The organism is Kitasatospora sp. NPDC002543 (assembly GCF_053594915.1).
Window position 1 is genome coordinate 1 of the sequence record NZ_JBSFWR010000063.1, and the last position, 13,183, is coordinate 13,183.

Annotated in this window: 13 protein-coding genes; 8 read left to right on the forward strand and 5 right to left on the reverse strand. The window is 75.3% G+C overall.

What is annotated here, in order from left to right:
* On the forward strand, positions 1–1,178 hold a 1,178-nt coding region (locus tag ACWD4P_RS24200), incomplete at its 5' end, for a hypothetical protein (protein WP_449781016.1).
* Positions 1,179–1,366: 188 nt separating this feature from the next.
* On the opposite strand, the gene ACWD4P_RS24205 is transcribed toward ACWD4P_RS24200, so the two are convergent.
* On the reverse strand, positions 1,367–2,152 hold the full coding sequence (locus tag ACWD4P_RS24205) for a S1 family peptidase (protein ID WP_449781044.1): 786 nt from the start codon (positions 2,150–2,152) through the stop codon (positions 1,367–1,369).
* 143 nt (positions 2,153–2,295) lie between these two features.
* Here ACWD4P_RS24205 and ACWD4P_RS24210 point away from each other — a divergent pair, with 143 nt between their 5' ends.
* The 5 genes from ACWD4P_RS24210 to ACWD4P_RS24230 all read left to right on the forward strand — a co-directional run bounded on the left by ACWD4P_RS24210 (position 2,296) and on the right by ACWD4P_RS24230 (position 9,049).
* Entirely contained in the window at positions 2,296–3,177 is an 882-nt protein-coding gene (locus ACWD4P_RS24210) for an EI24 domain-containing protein (protein ID WP_449781017.1), read from the forward strand.
* Positions 3,178–3,719: 542 nt separating this feature from the next.
* Complete coding sequence (locus ACWD4P_RS24215; protein WP_449781018.1) at positions 3,720–4,391, forward strand: aggregation-promoting factor C-terminal-like domain-containing protein; 672 nt, start codon at positions 3,720–3,722, stop codon at positions 4,389–4,391.
* Between the two features lie 113 nt (positions 4,392–4,504).
* Positions 4,505–4,969: a hypothetical protein gene (locus tag ACWD4P_RS24220; protein ID WP_449781019.1), complete on the forward strand. Its 465-nt coding sequence runs from the start codon at positions 4,505–4,507 to the stop codon at positions 4,967–4,969.
* Positions 4,970–5,034: 65 nt separating this feature from the next.
* Complete coding sequence (locus tag ACWD4P_RS24225) at positions 5,035–6,039, forward strand: glycosyltransferase family 2 protein (RefSeq protein ID WP_449781020.1); 1,005 nt, start codon at positions 5,035–5,037, stop codon at positions 6,037–6,039.
* A gap of 118 nt (positions 6,040–6,157) precedes the next feature.
* Complete coding sequence (locus tag ACWD4P_RS24230) at positions 6,158–9,049, forward strand: FAD-binding and (Fe-S)-binding domain-containing protein (protein ID WP_449781021.1); 2,892 nt, start codon at positions 6,158–6,160, stop codon at positions 9,047–9,049.
* Between the two features lie 54 nt (positions 9,050–9,103).
* Here the strand turns inward: ACWD4P_RS24230 and ACWD4P_RS24235 are convergent, their stop codons facing one another.
* Together ACWD4P_RS24235 and ACWD4P_RS24240 are read right to left on the reverse strand one after the other, a co-directional pair.
* On the reverse strand, positions 9,104–9,610 hold the full coding sequence (locus ACWD4P_RS24235; protein ID WP_449781022.1) for a hypothetical protein: 507 nt from the start codon (positions 9,608–9,610) through the stop codon (positions 9,104–9,106).
* A 42-nt stretch (positions 9,611–9,652) separates the two neighbouring features.
* A complete protein-coding gene (locus tag ACWD4P_RS24240) occupies positions 9,653–10,156 on the reverse strand; it encodes a DUF1453 domain-containing protein (protein WP_449781023.1) in 504 nt (167 codons plus the stop codon).
* A gap of 68 nt (positions 10,157–10,224) precedes the next feature.
* Here ACWD4P_RS24240 and ACWD4P_RS24245 point away from each other — a divergent pair, with 68 nt between their 5' ends.
* Positions 10,225–10,863 carry a TetR/AcrR family transcriptional regulator gene (locus ACWD4P_RS24245; RefSeq protein WP_449781024.1) on the forward strand — a complete coding sequence of 213 codons (639 nt, stop codon included), beginning with the start codon at positions 10,225–10,227 and terminating at the stop codon, positions 10,861–10,863.
* Between the two features lie 32 nt (positions 10,864–10,895).
* On the forward strand, positions 10,896–11,306 hold the full coding sequence (locus ACWD4P_RS24250) for a PaaI family thioesterase (protein WP_449781025.1): 411 nt from the start codon (positions 10,896–10,898) through the stop codon (positions 11,304–11,306).
* A gap of 169 nt (positions 11,307–11,475) precedes the next feature.
* Here ACWD4P_RS24250 and ACWD4P_RS24255 read toward each other — a convergent pair whose 3' ends face one another.
* Positions 11,476–11,925, reverse strand: a complete 450-nt coding sequence (locus ACWD4P_RS24255; RefSeq protein WP_449781026.1) for a CBS domain-containing protein — start codon at positions 11,923–11,925, stop codon at positions 11,476–11,478.
* A gap of 76 nt (positions 11,926–12,001) precedes the next feature.
* Positions 12,002–13,015: a slipin family protein gene (locus ACWD4P_RS24260; RefSeq protein ID WP_449781027.1), complete on the reverse strand. Its 1,014-nt coding sequence runs from the start codon at positions 13,013–13,015 to the stop codon at positions 12,002–12,004.
* Positions 13,016–13,183: the final 168 nt, after the last annotated feature.

Genomic DNA, 13,183 nt, shown 5'->3' on the forward strand with positions numbered 1-13,183 from the left:
ACGTGCTGCTGGGGCCGGACGGACCGGTGGTGGTGGACGTCAACGACTTCCCGAGCTTCCGGCAGGTACCGGACGCGGTGGCCCGGGTCGCCCGGCTCGGCTACCACGACTCGCTGATCAGCCGGGTCGAGAACGCCCGCCGCTGGCCACCGCCGGGAATGCCCGCCCGGGCCGACGAGCTCCTGCTCGCCGACGGCGAACTGGACGAGCTCTGGCAGACCGTCCGGCGGGAGCGCGAACACCTCGGCGAACGCGCCGCCGCCCGGCCCCCGCTCACCGTCCGCACCGACCCGCCGGACGCCGCCACCGTCGAGGTGCTCACCCACCTGCTCGCCGTCTACCGCGCCGCCGCGGGCCGGATCGGCGGCGAGGAGCTGGCCGCCGTCCTGGAACACCACGCCCACACCCTGCTCGGCGGACGGCACCCCGAGCCCCACCCGGACCCCGCCGCCGGACTCCCGCCCACCGACCGCTCGCCCACCGCCTGCTCGCCCGCCGCCCGCTCGCTCGCCGCCCAGTACGCCGAACTCGCCGGCTGGGCCCACTTCGAGGGCGACCGCCCGGCCCGCGCGCTCAGCTGGTACGCCACCGGACTGGAATGGGCCCGCGCGAGCGACGACCGGGCCACCACGGCCGCCCTGCTCGTCCGCCAGAGCACCCTGTACTGGTGGCTCGGCGACCCGGCCACCGCACTCGCCCTGGCGCAGACCGCCCGGACCGTCGCCCCTCCCCGACCGGGGCTGTGGGCCTGGGCCGCCGTCGTCCAGGCCCACGCCCACGCGCTCGCCGGACAGGCCCCGCAGGCCCGCCGGACCCTGGCGGACGCCCGGCGGCTGACCGGCGCCGCCCTGCTCTCCGGCGAGCCGACGCCCTGGACGGCGCGCGCCGAACTGGTCCTGGCCGTCGCCCACGGCACCTGTCACCGGGACCTCTCGCTCCGCACCGGCCGCACCGCCCACGCCCGCGCCGCGGCGGACCGGCTGGAGACGGCCCTGCGGCTCCTCGACCGGGCCGCCCACCCGCGGGACCACGCCCTGGTCACCGCCCGCCTCGCCGGCGCCCACGCCCTCGCCGGCCGCCCCGACGCCGCGGTCGCCGTGCTCTCCCGGCTGCCGCCGAACACCACCGGCCGCATCGCCCGCGAGCAGCGGCGGGCCGGGGAGTGGCTGCACCGGTGAACGCCCGGGCTCCCCGGCCGGACCTCGCCGCGCCCGCCGGGCGGACTCACGGCACGGCGGCGTCCGGGCGGACGCGCGACGGGGTGGCGTCCGGGCGGACGCGGCGGCGGGGCCGGCCACCACCTGCGGGAGTGGTGACCGGCCCCGCCAGACCGGTCCGGCCGGACCGGCGGCCCCTGCGGCTCGGCTCAGAGGCCGGCCGCCGCCGAGGCGATGGCCGAGGCGTACGTGCTCACCTGCGAGTAGACGCCCGGGTAGCCCGCGCGGGCGCAGCCGTTGCCCCAGCTGACGATGCCGACCTGGACCCAGCGGCCCGCCGAGTCCCGGCGGACCATCGGGCCGCCCGAGTCGCCCTGGCAGGTGTCGACGCCGCCCTGGGAGACGTAGCCCGCGCAGAGCGAGCCGGCCTTGTTCAGGCCCGGGTAGGCGGCGGCGCAGGTGGCGTCGTCGACGAACGGCACGGTGGCCTTGAGCAGGTACCGCTGCTGGGCGCCGCCCTCGCTCGCGGCACCCCAGCCCATGATGGTGAAGGTGCCGCTGTCGTACACGGTGGAGGTGGCGATCGGCAGGGTGCCGACCGTGCTGCCGCTGATCGGCGAGGCCAGCTTGATCAGCGCCCAGTCGTTGCCGTTCTCGGCGCCGGTGAAGGACGGCGACTGGTAGACGTACGAGGAACGGGCCGTGATCGCGGTGCCGCTGCGCAGGTCGACCGCTCCCGCGGTGACGGTGATGCTGCTGTCGGCGCCGGTGCCGTCGACGCAGTGGGCGGCGGTGAGCACGATCTGCGAGGTGTAGAGCGCGCCGCCGCAGCCCATCGAGAGCCGCACCACGAACGGGAACTCGCCCTGCGCCGCCCGCGTGCCGCCGACCACGCTCGGCGACGGCGCGGGCGAGGCGGCGGCGGGCAGTACGAGCATGCCGGCGCCGAGCACCAGACCGGCCAACAGGCTCATCAGCCTGCCGAGTTGACGCATCATCGGACTCCTCCTTGCAGGTGGGGAAGACCGAGAGTGGCCCGGCGAGCGGCACCGCAGGAGGGGGTCGCCCTTGCCGGTCGAAACTGGCAGGAACACGGCAATGCCCGGTTCCGGGAGTGAAGGCCCTAAGGTGATCGCCCATGCGAGATCTTGTGGCGGGGATGAAGTACCTGGTCGAGGGCCAGAAGTGGGTGGGCCGACACGGCCGCTGGTGGGGCTTCGGGATGTTGCCGGCCCTGCTCGCCCTCGTCGGCTACGTCGTCGCGCTCGCCTTCCTCGGCGCCTGGTCGCTGGACCTCGCGGACTGGGCCACCCCGTTCGCCGACCACTGGTCCTCCCCGTGGCGGGGCCTGCTGCGCGACACGCTCGCGGCCGTCGTCTTCGGCGGCGGCCTGCTGCTCTCCCTGCTCACCTTCACCGCTGTCACCCTGCTGGTCGGCCAGCCCTTCTACGAGGCGCTCTGCGCCGAGGTCGACGAGACCGAGGGCGGCGCGCCCGCCCCGCCGGACACCGCGCTCTGGCGGGAGTTGCTGATCGCGGTGCGCGACAGCGTGGCCGTCCTGGTGCGGGTGGCCGCGTTCGGCGTGGTGCTGTTCGCCTGCGGGTTCATCCCGGTGGTCGGGCAGACGGTGGTCCCGGCGCTCGGCTTCCTGGTGTCCGGCTTCTTCCTGACCGTCGAGCTGACGGCCGTCGCCTTGCAGCGGCGCCGGGTGCCCCAGCCGGAGCGGATCCGGCTGCTGCGCGCCCGGCTCGGGCTGGCGCTCGGCTTCGGCACGCCGCTGGTGCTGGCCTTCCTGGTGCCGCTGGTCACCGTGCTCGCCATGCCGGGGGCCGTCGCCGGCGCCACCCTGCTGGCCCGCAACCTCGTCCCGACCGCACCGGAGGAGCCGGAGGAGCCGGAGGAGCCGGAGGAGGGGGAGCACGAGCACGGCCCGGCCGCCGGCCACTCCGCCGTCCCCGACCTCTCGGCCTTCTCCGGCACCCCCGCCCGGCCCGTCCCGGGCAACCCGTACGCGAGCTGAGGCCGTCACCGAGCGGTCACGCTGCGCCGACCTCGCCCCCGCACACGTGTGAGCCCGCCCACAGGGGGAGCGCCGTCCACGATCCCCGATAGTGGACGGCCACCGGCAAACCCCCGGCCCGCGGCCGCCGGGGCGCCCCGGCCGGACCGCGCGCCGCCGCGCCCCGCCTGAAGAACACAGGCCACCACGGCTCACGCCCTGTCGATCGGGCGTCGCGCGCCGCCCTCGACCCCTGGGCGGCCAATCCGGACAAACCGCCACAAAGACCTCGCCATGTCCGGCCACGACCACCCCGCAGCCACGATCCGGCGTAGTAGCGAACGCCTTTGCCAGCCGTCCCCGGCCCTGCCAAGAATGGCCCGTCGCCAGGCAGCGCAGCCGACCACCCCCTGCCGCCGCGCAGCCCGCCCGCCCCGCCGCTTCCGCCGGGGCGCCACGGCCGTCCAGGGCGGCCGCACGGGCCCCGCTCACCCGGAGCCCCGCGATGCCCCGCCCCCCGGTGCCACCGGCACGGCCCCCGACGGAGAAGGATCGTCCGCCCCATGCAGCTCAGCCATGCCCGCCGCAACTCCCTGATCACCGGAGTCGCCACCCTCGTGGTCGCGAGCGCCGCCACCGCCGCCCTCGCCCTCCCGCAGGCCGGGAACAGCACCGAGGCCGCCCCCGCGGCCGCCGTCGCGGTGGACAGCGTGCCGGTCGCCGACCAGGTCCAGGCCGACACCGCCGCCGCCGACCAGGCCGCCCAGGACGCCCAGGCGAAGGCCGACGCGGACGCCGCCGCCCAGAGCCAGGCCCAGGCCCAGGCCCAGGCCCAGGCCCAGGCCCAGGCCCAGGCCGAGGCGGACGCCAAGGCCAAGGCCGACGCCGAGGCCGCCGCCTCCCGCTCCCAGGAGCGCCAGAACCTCAACAGCGCCCCGGCCGCCTACTCCGGCACCCCGCAGCAGATCGCCGCGCAGATCGTCCCGGCCGGCCAGCTCCAGTGCTTCAGCAACATCGTGTTCCGCGAGAGCAGCTGGAACCCGCTCGCGGTCAACGCCTCCTCCGGTGCCTACGGCCTGGTCCAGGCCCTGCCCGGCTCCAAGATGGCCTCCGCCGGCGCCGACTGGCGCACCAACCCGGCCACCCAGATCAAGTGGGGCCTGAACTACATGAACACCCGCTACGGCAGCCCCTGCGCCGCCTGGTCGTTCTGGCAGACCCACCACTGGTACTGATCCGGCGAACCGGGACAATGGCTCCTTTCCCGAACACGGCGAACGGAGCCCTTGTGGGTACGCACTACCTGGTGGATCCCGAGGTCGCCGGAGGACTCGGACCGGAGACCGTCATGGACTCCACCACCCATCCTCCGAAGGTCTCGCGACTCCACTACGAGGTCATCGACTGGCTGGGCGACTCCATCGTCCAGACCTTCCCCTGCCACCTCGTCCTGCGCGGCGTCGCGCGCCGGTTCGCGGCGGAGGGGTTCACGGGATTCCGCACGGGCGAGGCGACCGTCTCGGCCTCCGAGGACTTCCACGAGCTGAATCCCGGAGGCGAGGTCCCGGACCTCGTGTGGCTGCTCGTCGACGGGGAGCCCGGCGTGGCCGACCTCGGGCTCACCGACCGGGCGCGGCTCGTCGTCAGCGAGCGGGTCCTCGACGTCCTGAAGTCCGGGACTCTCGACGCCGGCACCTTCTCGCCCTGGCCGGGCCGATCGCCGGTCACCGCATCGCCGCAGGTCGGAGCGGGCGTGGACACGTCCGGAAGGCCGCGTGAAGATATGGCGCGCACTCGTACGATTTGCCACTGATTGCTCTGAATTACGGACCGTCAGGGCTTTGCCACGGTTCGCAGGCCCTCTTACGCTCCGGCGTCATGCCCTCACCCCTGATCAGCGTCGTGCTCCCCGCGTACGACCAGCACGGACAGCTCGCCGACTGCCTGGACTCGCTGCTCGCGCAGTCCCTGGCCGACATCGAGGTGATCGTGGTCGCCGACCGCTCCCCCGAGACCGCGGGCGGGCTCGCCGACGCGTACGCGGCCCGGCACCCGCGGGTGTCGGTGCTGCACCTGAACGCGGCGGTCGGGGTCGGGGCGAGCCGGAACGCGGGGGCGGCGCGGGCCGTCGGCGAGTACCTGCTGTTCCTGGACGCCGACCACCTGCTGCCCCGGGACGCGCTCCACGCGCTCACCGACCGGCTCCGGCAGACCGGCCCCGTAGACGTGCTGCTGTTCGGCCACTCCCGCCGGCACCAGGACCGGGACTGGCCGGGCGGGGCCGAGGCGCTGCTCGCCGAGGCCGGCCCCGAGCCGTTCGCGCCCTTCGACCGGCCCGCGCTGTTCGGCGCGCCGCCGCTGATCTGGGACCGGCTGGTCCGCCGCGGGCACTGGGCCGAGCTCGGCCTGGCCTTCCCACCCGGCCGCTACGAGGAGGTCCCGGTGGCGCACGCGGCGCTGCTCGGCGCCCGGAAGGCCGCCGTGCTGGCGCGCGAGTGCGTCCGGTTGCGCCGCCGGGAGACCGTCCACCCGGCGGGCGGCCCGGGCAGCGGCGTCTTCGACCTGTTCGAGCAGTACGAGCGCAGCTTCGCCCTGCTGGAGGACCAGCCGCACCTGTACGCGGTGCGCGACGCGCTGTTCGTCCGGATGATCCGGCACTACCTGTTCGTCTTCGACCTGGCCGGCTGCGTCACCCGCGCCGAGCGGCCGCAGTTCTTCCACCGCGCCGCCGAGCACCACCGCCGCTTCCAGCCGCCCGGGCACCGCCGGCCGGGCGGCCGCGAGGGGATCAAGTTCTCGCTGCTGGCGGGCGGCGCCTACCCGGCCTTCGAGGTCGCCAAGCTGTCCCACATCGCGCGCGGCACCCTCACCGGGCGGAGGTAGCGGAAGCAGCCGGAGGAGCGCCCACCCGGGTGAGGCGGGCGCCGCGCCCGGTTCCCGTGGCGCCGCGCGGCTGCGATCATCGGCGGAGCCGTCGCCGCACCCGCCCGGGAGGTCCCTGGTGAGCCGTCCGTCCGCCGTCCCCGGGGCCGAGTTGGCCCGTGAGCTGGCCGCCGTGCTGCGCGGCGAGGTCCGCTTCGGCGCGGCCGAGCGCACCGTCTACAGCCAGGACGCCTCCAACTACCGGCAGTTGCCGCTCGGCGTGGTCAAGCCCGCCGACCTCGACGACGTCCGCACCGCCCTGGCGCTCTGCCGCGCCCACCGGGTGCCGGTGGTGGCGCGCGGCGCCGGAACGAGCATCGGCGGGCAGGCGATCGGCCCGGGCGCGGTGGTGCTGGACTTCCGCCGCCACCTGGGCTCGGTGCTGGAGATCGATCCGCAGGCCCGCACCGCGCGCGTCCAGCCCGGCACCGTGCTGGACGACCTCCAGCGCGCCGCCAGGCCGTACGGGCTGCGCTTCGGCCCCGACCCGTCCACCCACAGCCGGTGCACCCTCGGCGGGATGATCGGCAACGACTCCTGCGGCTCGCACTCGCTCGCCTGGGGGCGCACCGCCGACAACGTCGAGCGGCTGGAGCTGCTGCTCGCAGACGGCACCGAGCTGACCGTCGGCGGGCGTCTCACCCCGCAGGAGCGCGCCGCGCTCGCCGCGCGGCCCGGTCGGGTCGGCGCACTCCACACCGCGCTGCAGGAGTTCACCGACCGCAACCTCGCCGTCATCCGGAAGGGCATGCCCCGACTGCCCCGCCGCACCTCCGGCTACCCGCTGGACGCGCTGCTGCCCGAGCAGGGCCACGACCTGGCCCGGGCGCTCACCGGCACCGAGGGCACCTGCGCACTGCTGCTCGGCGCCACCGTCCGGCTGGTCGAGGACCCGCCCGCCCGGGCCCTGGTGGTGGCCGGCTACCCCGACGAGGGCGCCGCCGCCGACGCCGTCCCGGCGCTGCTGCCGTACGGCCCGCTGACCGCCGAGGGCATGGCGGCCGACCTGATCGCCGCGCTGCTCGCCGCCGGGCCCCGCCCGCCCGCGCTGGACCGGCTGCCCGCCGGCGAGTGCTGGCTGTTCCTGGAGACCGGAGGCGACACCCCGGTGGCCGCCTACCAGGCCGCCCGCCGGCTCGCCGACGCGGTGCGCCGGGAACGCTCGGCCACCGTCGCCCTGGTCACCGACCCGGTCGAGCAGCGCCAGCTGTGGGCCGTCCGGGAGGCCGGCGCCGGGATCGTCACCCGGCTGCCCGGAGGCGGCGAGGCCTGGCCCGGCTGGGAGGACTCCGCCGTCCCGCCCGAACGGCTCGGCGACTACCTCCGGGACCTGCGCGCCCTGCTGCGCCGGCACAGCCTGCACGGCGTCCCGTACGGGCACTTCGGCGACGGCTGCGTGCACCTGCGGATCGACTTCCCGCTGGACGAGCCCCAAGGAGTGCTGGTCTTCCGGGAGTTCCTGGAGCAGGCGGCCGATCTGGCGGTCTCGTACGGCGGTTCGCTCTCCGGCGAGCACGGCGACGGACAGGCCCGCGCGGAGCTGCTGCCGCGCATGTACCCGCCCGAAGTGATCGACCTGTTCGGCGAGTTCAAGCGGATCTGGGACCCGGAGAAGGTGCTCAACCCGGGCGCCCTGGTCGATCCCCGCCCGCTCGACGCCGACCTGCGCTTCGTCACCGCCCCGCGCCGCCCACTGCCGCTGGCCCTCCCGTACGAGCAGGACGGCGGCAGCCTGGTCAAGGCGGTGCACCGCTGCGTGGGCGTCGCCAAGTGCGTGGCGCCGGGCAGCGGGGTGATGTGCCCGAGCTACCTGGCCACCGGCGAGGAGCGGCACTCCACCCGGGGGCGGGCCCGGCTGCTCGCCGAGATGCTGCGCGGGGACGCCGTCCCGGACGGCTGGCGCTCGCCGGAGGTGCGGGAGGCGCTGGACCTCTGCCTGAGCTGCAAGGGCTGCGCGAGCGACTGCCCGGTCCACGTCGACATGGCGACCTACAAGTCCGAGTTCCTGTACCAGCACTACCGGCACCGGCCGCGCCCACTCGCGCACTACTCGATGGGCTGGCTGCCGCTCTGGCTGCGGGCCGTCGCGCTCGCGCCGGGGGCCGCCAACGCGCTCGTCCGCTCCCGGGCCGGCGGGCCGCTCAAGCGGCTCGGCGGGATCGACCGGCGCCGGGTGCTGCCGGTCTTCCCGCCGGAGACCTTCACCGCCTGGCACCGGCGGCACCGCGCCGCGCACCCGTCCCCGGCGGGCGCCCGGCCGGTGCTGCTGTGGCCGGACACCTTCTCCGACCACCTCCAGCCGAACGTGCCGCGCTCGGCCGTCGCGGTGCTGGAGCACCTGGGCTTCGACGTCCGGCTGCCCTCGGGCCCGGTCTGCTGCGGCCTCACCTGGTACTCCACCGGCCAACTCGGCACCGCCCGGCGGGTGTTGCGGCGCAGCCTGCGCGCGCTGGCGGACGCCCGGGTCCCGGCCGGCACCCCCGTGGTCGGCCTGGACCCCAGCTGCACGGCGACCCTGCGCGAGGACCTGCCCCGGCTGCTCGGCGCACCGGGCCGCCCGCTCGCCGAACGCACCCGCACCTTCGCCGAGTTCCTCGACGAGTACGCTCCCGACGCCCCGCTCCCCCCGGTCCGGCTGGACGCCCTCACCCAGACCCACTGCCATCAGCACGCGGTACTCGGCAGCGCCGCCGACCGCCGAGTGGAGGCTCGGCTCGGCCTGAACAACCGGGTCCTGGACGCCGGTTGCTGCGGCCTGGCGGGGAACTTCGGCTTCGAGCGCGGCCACTTCGAGGTGTCCGAGGCGATCGCGGAGCGGGTCCTGCTGCCCGAGGTCCGGGCCGCCGGGCCGGGGACGGTCGTCCTGGCGGACGGCTTCAGCTGCCGCACCCAGATCGCCCAACTCGCCGACGGGCGACAGGCCCTGCACCTGGCAGAGCTGATCGCCCGGGAGCTCCCGGGCGAGTCCTGAAAGCCCGTTCCGGAAGCCCTTCCCGAAGGCTTCTCCCGAAAGCCGGTGCGCGGTTCAGGCGTGCGCCGCGAGGAAGGCCCCGGCGTGCGCCGCGGCCTCCTCCCTGGTCGGGTGGCCGGCGGCCGCCTCGCCGGGCGCGCCGTCGGCGCCGATGGCCGTCCAGCGCCAGCCGCCGGCCGCCGTATCCTCGGTCAACTCGGCCGTTCCGCCGCACAGTCGGAGCGATCCGGGCCGCGCCACCGGACGGCCGACCGCCTCCGGCCACTTCTTCCGGGCGCCCTGCCGGGTGATGCCCCAGGCGGCACCGAGCTGCTCGTAGCTGGCACCGTAGGAGCCCGCGGTGGCGGCCGCGCCCTCGGTGAGCCGCTTGACCTCGGCGTCCACCAACTTCCAGGCGGACAGCACGGAGAGGGCGACCTCGACCGGCTCGGCGTTCCACATCCGGTCCACGGGCAGGCCGGTCGCGCGGGCGCGCACGGCGGCGGCGAGGGGACCAAGGGCATCGAGAAGGGCCTTGGCCAGCTCGGCCTGTTCCTCATGGGTGATCTCCACAGTGGTCATGACGACAACCTTAGTTGTCGGACGGGCCAGCGACAACCGGAGTTACCGACGGAATCGGTCCACGGGGTTCGCGTCCCGCCGCTCCGGCGCGAACGGGATCCCGGAGGAGAGCCCCCGGAGGCCCACCGCCAGCGCCTCCCCCAGGAAGCCCACGCCCATCGACAGCTGGATCGGCCGGGCGCCCGGCGCGAGGCCGAAGTGCTCGGCGAGCACGGCGAACCCGGCCATCACGGCGAGCGACACCGCCGCGACCAGGAAGGTCCACCCGCTGTAGCGCTGCCACAGCACCCCCTCCCGTTCGTAGACCCGGACGGTGGCGCCGCGCACCGCGCCCAGCGCGACGCCGAGCGCGACACCCGCCGCGATCCAGCCGTGGTCGGCCGCACCGAGGTCGTGCCGCTCGACGAGCGTCCACGCGCCGATGGCGGTGAGCACCACCGCCGGCCCGAAGAGGTCCCGGACGTTGAGCGGCTCGCCGCGCAGCCTCCGGATCGCCACCACCACGACCACGGCGGCGATCAGCCCCGCGTGCACCCAACCGTTCATCCCCGACCCCTTTTGTAGCCCGACTGTGCTAAATCGGCAATTTAGCTCGACCGTGCTATAACGGCAACATGCCGAAGATCGTCGACCCCGCCGAGCGCCGCCAGGCCGTCGCCGACGCCGTCCTGCGCGTCGCGGCCCGCGAGGGGCTCGAACACGCCTCCCTGCGCAACGTCGCCGAGGAGGCCGGCCTGGCCGTCGGCTCGGTGCGGCACTACTTCGCCGGCAGCTCCGAACTGATGATCTTCGCGATGCGCGAGCTGGCCCAACGGATCGAGGCCCGCATCCGGATCCACGCCGCCGCCCTGCTCGACCCGGCCCGCGGCACCGACCCGCACGAACGGACCGGCCGACGCGAACGGACCGTCCGACTGCTCGCCGAGACCCTCCCGCTGGACGCCGGGCGCCGCGAGGAGTCCGCGCTCTGGCTCTCCTTCGTCACCGCCGCCCGCACCCGGCCCGAACTGCGCCCCCGCGCCGCCGAACTACAGGCCGGGCTCGACGAGTTGGTCCGGCGCGTCCTCATCGAGTCCGAGCGCACCGGCGGCACGGCCCCCGGCCTCGACCTCGACCTCGAGACCCGCCGGCTCTCCGCCCTGCTGGACGGCCTCACCCTCCAGGCCGTCCAGCAACCCGACCTGATCGGCCCGGACGAACTGCGCGCGGTGCTGCGCCGCCACCTCGACACCCTGGCCGCTCCGCCCTCCTGACAGCGCGTCGGCACCCCCGGCACAATGGCGCGATGACCCTCACCACCGCCGAGGCCGACAGGCTGCTGGCCGACCACTTCGCCCCCTGGGTGCAGGACCTGGGGCTGTCGACCGTCGAAACCGGCGAACGCCACGCCGTCCTGCGGCTGCCCTGGTCCGACCGGCTCGCCCGCGAGGGCGGCGGACTGTCCGGCCAGGCGCTGATGGCCGCCGCCGACACGGCCTGCGTGATCGCCCTCTCCGCGGCCCGCGACGGCTTCGGCCCGATGACCACCGTCCAGCAGTCCACCACCTTCCAGCGCGCCGTTCTCACCCAGGACGTCCTGGCGCACGCCCAGATCACCAAACTCGGCCGCCGGATCGCCTTCCTCGACGTCACCCTCACCCCCGTGGGCGCCGAGGAGCCCGCCGCCCACGCCACCACCGTCTACGCCCTGGGGTGACCGCGCCGCCGCCCGGGCCGGGCCCTCGCCCGCGGCGCACGGCCGCGCCGCGCCGGCAGCCCGAGCGGCACGGCGGTCAGGCCCGCACGGCGGCCCGACCCCGCCGCACGACCGAGGCCCCGCCCAACCGTGCGGCGGGGTCCGTGGCCCGCACGCCCCCGGTGCGGCGTCAGCCCTGGGCGGCCCCCGCCGGCGCCCGCTCCGCACAGACCGCCGAGACGAACTCGGCGAGCCGCGCCTGCGGCAGGCCGCGCGCGATGTCCGCCTCGCTGATCATGCCGACCAGCTTGTGCTCCGGGTGGTTGATCACCGGCAGCCGGCGCACCTGGTACTGCTCCATCACCCGCAGCACCTGCTCGCAGTCCTCGTCCGCCTCCACCGTCATCGGCCGCCCCTGCGCCAGCTCGCCCGCCGTCACCGACGCCGGGTCGCGCCCCTCGGCGACGCAGCGCAGCACGATGTCGCGGTCGGTCACGATGCCCAGCAGCTTGTCGTTCGGCCCGCAGATGGGCAGCGCGCCCACGTGGCGCTCCCGCATGATCCGGGCGGCGGCCGCGAGCGTCTCGTCCTCACGGACGCACTCCGCGCCCGGGTGCATGATGTCGCTGGCTCTGGTCATGGTCCGCCTCCTGACCTGGCTTCCCTGTCCCCTCGTCCATCGTGGTCCGGGCCGGTGGCCGACGCCACCGGGGCCGTCAGCCGCCGTCGCCCCCGTCCGTACGGCCATCCTGGTCCGCACCGCCGCCCGGCTCGACCCGGCCGTCCGGCTGCTCCCCGCCGCCCAGCGGAGAGCGGTCCAACACCTCCTCCAGAGGCGGGAGTTCGTGGTTGGCCGGCTCGGGAGGTCCGAGCTCCTCCTCCGGGACCTCGCCGCTCTCCACCGCCTCCTCCACGACCTTCGCCCCGGCCGCGGCCGCCGCGGCCGTCAGCAGGCTCCGCTGCTGGACCTCCGTCGCGCTGTCCAGGAAGCGCAGCAGCTCCACCGGGAAGGGCAGCACCAGCGTCGAGTTCTTCTCCGCCGCCACCTCCACCACGGTCTGCAACAGCCGCAGTTGCAGCGCCGCCGGGGTCGCGCTCATCACCGCCGCGGCCTCCGACAACCGCTCCGAGGCCTGGTACTCGCCGTCCGCCGTGATGATCCGGGCCCGCCGCTCACGCTCGGCCTCCGCCTGCCGGGCGATCGAGCGCTTCATCGACTCCGGCAGCGCGACGTCCTTGATCTCCACCCGGTCGATCTCGATGCCCCAGCCCAGCGCCGGGCTGTCGATCATCAACTCCAGCCCCTGGTTGATCGGTTCGCGGTTCGCCAGCAGGTCGTCCAGCTCGCTCTTGCCGATGATCGAGCGCAGCGAGGTCTGCGCGACCTGGGAGATCGCGAAGTTGTAGTCCTGCACGTTGACGGTGGCCTTCACCGGGTCCACCACCCGGAAGTAGACCACCGCGTCCACCCGCACGGTCACGTTGTCCCGGGTGATGCCCTCCTGCGCCGGGATCGGCATCGTCACGATCTGCACGTTCACCCGGCGCAACCGGTCCGCGACCGGCAGCAGCGCCACCAGCCCGGGGTCGCGCACCTCGTCGCGCACCTTCCCGAAGCGGAACACCACGCCCTTCTGGAACTGCTGCACGACCCTGATGCTCATGCCCGCCCAGAGCGCCCCCAACCCGGCGAGCCCGGCCAGGGCACCCAGCACCGCATCGACGATCATCGCGGCCTCCTCGCGGCCTGCGCGCACACCGGCGCGTCCGGCCGCCGCCGACCCGGACCGGCCGGGGACCGCCGGAGCAACTGATTCCACGCTACGCCTGCCCGGCCCGCGCCGGTTCGAACATGTTCCGGCCCCGACGCACCCCGGCCCCGGCGGCTCTAGGATCTC